Raw genomic sequence first — 3885 nt, 5'->3', positions numbered from 1 at the left:
TGTTTGTAGAAGATGATGAAATTGCAAGTAACGCAATAACAGCTATATTACCTCCTGAAGGAATCAGTGTTGCTGATATAAGAAAAACCCTGAAAAATGATTTTGACATAGTAGTAGCTGACGGTCAGGGACAATTAAAAGGTAAAATATTCAGAATGGGACACCTTGGTTTTGTCAGTGAGAGAGACATGATTGCTTCAGTTGGAGCCCTTGAAATGAGTCTGTATAAATTAGGATATAAATTTAAAAAAGGAGCAGGAACAGAAGCTCTAATTACAACGATGATGCAAATGTAATATTTTATTTTAAGCTCCTTGACCAGGGAGCTTAAAATTTATTTAAAGTACTAATATTTAAGCTAAGAATATTTTGTAAAATCAAAGCATAGGAATATAATATTCTTATTGAGACCTTGTTTTTATAGGAGATTATGAAATGGCATACAAAGTTTTAGTTACGGATAAGATCAATGAAATAGCCGGAAAAATCGTATCTGAAGCAGCAGAAGTAGTTTATATGGAAACACTTCCTGAAGACCAACTGGCAGAAATAATCGGCGAATACGATGCATTAATGGTAAGAAGCCAGACAAAAGTCACAGCTAAAATTCTAACGGCTGGTAAAAAACTTAAAATAGTAGGTCGTGCAGGAGTTGGCGTTGACAATATTGATGTAGAAGAAGCTACCCAAAGAGGTATTATTGTAGTTAATTCACCGGAAGGCAATACAACAGCAGCAGCAGAACATACTGTTGCTATGATGCTTTCTATGGCAAGACATATTCCAGCAGCAGATGCGTCTATTAAACAAGGAAAATGGGAAAGATCAAAACTCACAGGCTGTGAAGTATTTAATAAGACTCTTGGAATAATCGGTTTTGGCAAAATTGGAGCAAGGGTAGCAAAAGCTGCACTAGCAATGGGAATGAAAGTTGCAGTATGTGATCCTTTTATAACAAAAGAAAAAGTTGAAGAGTTTGGTGGAATTTACATTAAAAATCTTGATGAACTATGGCCAATTTGTGATTTCCTTACTATTCATGCGCCAAAAACTAAAGAAACAGCCTATTTAATCAATAGAAATACTTTAAACAGAATGAAAACAGGAATAAAAATCATCAACTGCGCAAGAGGCGGTATTGTGGATGAACAAGCATTAAAAGAAGCTATTGAATCAGGACAGGTTGCAGCAGCAGCAATAGATGTATTTGAGAAAGAACCTATAGACCCTAATAGTCCTCTTTTAAGCTGCAAAGGTGACATAATTTTAACTCCACATCTTGGAGCAAGTACAGAAGAAGCTCAAGTAAACGTTGCTATTGATGTAGCTGAACAGATAAGAGATGTTTTAGAAGGCAAATCAGCAAGAAGTGCTGTAAATATTCCGGCACTTAAAGCTGAATTACTTGAACCAGTCAAAGATTATATGAATTTAGCTGAAAATCTCGGCATGTTAGTAAGACAAATCAGTAACGGCGCCATTAAAAAAGTTAAAATTACAACCAGAGGCGATTTAGCTAATGTAGATTCCTCTCCATTAAAAGTTGCTGTATTAAAAGGAATTCTTTCTTATAACCTCGAAGGAGTAAACTACGTAAACGCTCCTATAATAGCAAAATCAAATGGAATTGAGGTTGTAGATTCCAAATCCGAAAAATCAGGCAATTATGTTGGTTTAATTACAGTCAAACTAAAAACTGACACTGAATCTCACATAGTATGCGGTGCAATGATTGCTGAGAGAACCCCACGAATTGTACAAATTGATGATTATAATACAAGTATAGCTTTAGCAGATCATATCTTAATCGTTCCCCACCAGGATAAACCCGGTATGATTGCTAAGGTTGCAGCGATCCTAGGCAATAATAATGTCAATATCAGCATGATGCAAGTAGCAAGAAAAGATGAAACTATTGGAGGCTGCACATCAATAATGATTATAAACACTGATGATATAGTTAAAGATGAACTGTTATCAGAAATTAAGCAAATCAATGGAATCCACGATGCTGTTTATATCAGTTTAAATCCTGACAAAACAATAGAACAGATTCAGGAAGCAGTTTTAGTTTAATAAATAAATCATAAACACAATAATCAACCCCTGATTATAAACTCTCAGGGGTTGATTATTTGTAATTTATATAAGAATAAGTAATTATAAAGGATAACGATTTTGATTATTTCAACATTTAGGAGAAGTTGAGTAAATCCTGCATTTATATATACCTAATATAGAAAAATAAATTCATATATGGGGTTCGGGGCAAAGCCCTGACTTGCTTTGACTTACGGATGTCGAAACGTCAACAAATACTATTAGAGCCTTGTTTGAGCGAAGCGAGTTTGGCTCGGCTAACTCAGACTGAAACAATATAAGTTCTGAACAGCCGTTATGATTAATAGGTTTTTTCCTTCTTTTTGTTACTTTTTCTTCCTTTTTACCACAACAAAAAGGAAGAAAAAGTAAATATCCTCTATATTAATGCCTTTTTATATTGATCCATATAGGATATAGCAGAAAATAGATAGTTGAAAAAGTACAAAAAAAACAAAAACCCACTTACCCTGACGGCTACTCGAAGCTCGATTATTGACTAAAATCCATATCGGACTTAACTCGCCGGCTATGCCTGCTCAAACAGAAGTCCTACAAGACATTATTGACGCTTCGGCATCCGTAAGATACTTTCCGTCATAACTTTCTTCTCATCTTTATTTTTTATCTAATAATTACTTTTGGGGATCACTAATAAATAAAAATGTGGAAAATTAAGAAATTAGGGAAAATAGAATATTTAAAAGCTCTTGAATATCAAAATCATCTTGTCAAACTAAAAAAAGATGGTCTTGAGGATAACTTTCTTCTTTTATTAGAACATTATCCTGTATTCACTATGGGAAAAGGAGCTGATAGAAATAATATCCTGGATAAAAATATCCCCATAATTATTATAAATCGAGGTGGAGATTTAACTTACCACGGCCCAGACCAACTAATTGGCTATATAATAATGGACTTAAAATCTCAAAATCTTGATGTGCACCAATATTTAAGAAAAATAGAAGATTTAATTATTGAAGTATTAAAAGAAATAGATATTCAAGCTTATAAAGTTGAAAAGCTAACAGGAGTATGGGCAAATAATAAGAAGCTAGCTTCAATAGGTATTGGGGTTAAAAAAGGAATAACAATGCATGGTTTTGCTCTAAATGTAAATCCGGATTTATCTAACTTTTCAAAAATAAATCCCTGCGGACTTAATTCCAATTTAATTAGCTCTATTAAAGAATTGAAAAAATCCTCAATATCATTAGTAAATATAGAGAATTTAGTGATAGAAAAATTTCTAGATATTTTTGCTGAGGAGATAAAATGATTCAAAATGATATAAAAAAGGCCATAGAAGAAACAAGGGTAGTCGAGTTTGATTATCATTCAGAGAGAAAGGGATATTCCCATAGAATTGGAGAACCCCATGAGATTAAACATACAGGTGCATCTGATAAGCTTTATTTATGGGATTATGACAGAGATGAGGTAAGAGCGTTTATCATTGATAATATCTCAAATTTCAAGATTTTAGACGAAGTATTTATCCCCAAAAGAGCCTAAAAAATAATACCAATTAACATATGCATTATTTCTTGGATAGACCCTTAATTATCAATCTCAAAGCAAAAAATAAAGTTAATATTTATTAACCAATTTTTGTATCCAACACAATTTTCGATTAAGTTCTGGTTTTAGATATATAACTGATTGATATTAATAGGGAAGGAAGGTAAGTTATGCGTGTGTTAAGTTTTAGCTCAACAATGCCCTCTAATAGGCTACAAAATGTTAATTCTAAACAAATAACCAACCAAGTTACTGGATTTA

3 protein-coding genes and 1 pseudogene (1 of these 4 only partly in view) are annotated in these 3885 nt (G+C 32.9%); all 4 read left to right on the top strand.

The features are described from left to right. A pseudogene (locus tag A2255_08965) lies at positions 1-296 on the top strand (septum site-determining protein); it begins 796 nt to the left of the window's first position. Positions 297-435: 139 nt separating this feature from the next. Continuing rightward, a complete protein-coding gene (locus A2255_08960) occupies positions 436-2076 on the top strand; it encodes a phosphoglycerate dehydrogenase (GenBank protein OGI23084.1) in 1641 nt (546 codons plus the stop codon). A 688-nt stretch (positions 2077-2764) separates the two neighbouring features. Then, the gene (locus A2255_08955) at positions 2765-3382 is read left to right on the top strand and encodes a lipoyl(octanoyl) transferase (GenBank protein OGI23083.1); all 618 of its coding nucleotides are present in this window, start codon (positions 2765-2767) and stop codon (positions 3380-3382) included. Beyond that, the gene (locus A2255_08950; GenBank protein ID OGI23082.1) at positions 3379-3618 is read left to right on the top strand and encodes a hypothetical protein; all 240 of its coding nucleotides are present in this window, start codon (positions 3379-3381) and stop codon (positions 3616-3618) included. Before A2255_08955 ends, A2255_08950 begins: the two co-directional genes overlap by 4 nt. Positions 3619-3885: the final 267 nt, after the last annotated feature.

Source organism: Candidatus Melainabacteria bacterium RIFOXYA2_FULL_32_9, from assembly GCA_001784615.1.
Taxonomy (GTDB): Bacteria; Cyanobacteriota; Vampirovibrionia; order Gastranaerophilales; family UBA9579; genus UBA9579.
Note: the sequence above shows the minus strand (reverse complement) of the source record. Positions and strands in the feature narration are given on the sequence as shown.